This window comes from Elioraea sp., from assembly GCF_051860475.1.
Taxonomy (GTDB): Bacteria; Pseudomonadota; Alphaproteobacteria; order Acetobacterales; family Acetobacteraceae; genus Elioraea.
In genome coordinates this window covers 1-536 of the sequence record NZ_JBHYDW010000320.1, presented here as the reverse complement: position 1 = coordinate 536, position 536 = coordinate 1, and the positions used below count along the sequence as shown (strand labels likewise).

General features: G+C 64.6%; 1 protein-coding gene. It reads right to left on the bottom strand.

The genetic code is table 11. The annotated features are described in order from the left end of the window. Positions 1 to 171 precede the first annotated feature (171 nt). A partial coding sequence (locus ACTIFU_RS24000; protein WP_439580829.1) for a hypothetical protein occupies positions 172 to 536 on the bottom strand: 365 nt, incomplete at its 5' end.

Sequence of the window (536 nt, the reverse complement as noted above, 5' to 3'; positions counted from 1 at the left end):
CCGTAGCGCTCTGAGCCGCTGAATAGGGTGGGCCGCTTAAGGCGGACAGGCGTCAGGCGACCGCTTTGACCGGACGTCGGGTCAGTTGGCTCTCCCACTGCATCGGGCTCAGGTAGCTTGGAGGCCGACGCGACGATCGACGAGATCGCCGGGGCGATGCGCGATGCGCTGCTAATCTGGCCCACGCGCGTGGTGGCCGCTGTCGCAACGCTCCCGAAACTTGACCCCAAACAAAGTACCCGGGTTCGTCTTCGTCATCTGATCGATCTCCAGAATCGAGAATCCTTCGCTCTCAACCAGCAACAGGAACTCCCGGAACGCCTCGACGGGAGGGGGCAGTAGGAAGACGCCTGCATCCGACGACAGAATCGCCCGATCGCCGGCCATGCGGATGCGCGGCGTGAGATCCTGGATCGTGCGGCCGGACGTGCGGTGCTTCTCCTGGTCGACATGCGTCAGCCCGACCTGCGTGGCGTGGGTGAGCGTGAAGAAGCTGAACTCGGCATAGGCCCCGGCGGCGACCAGAGCCTCGATCT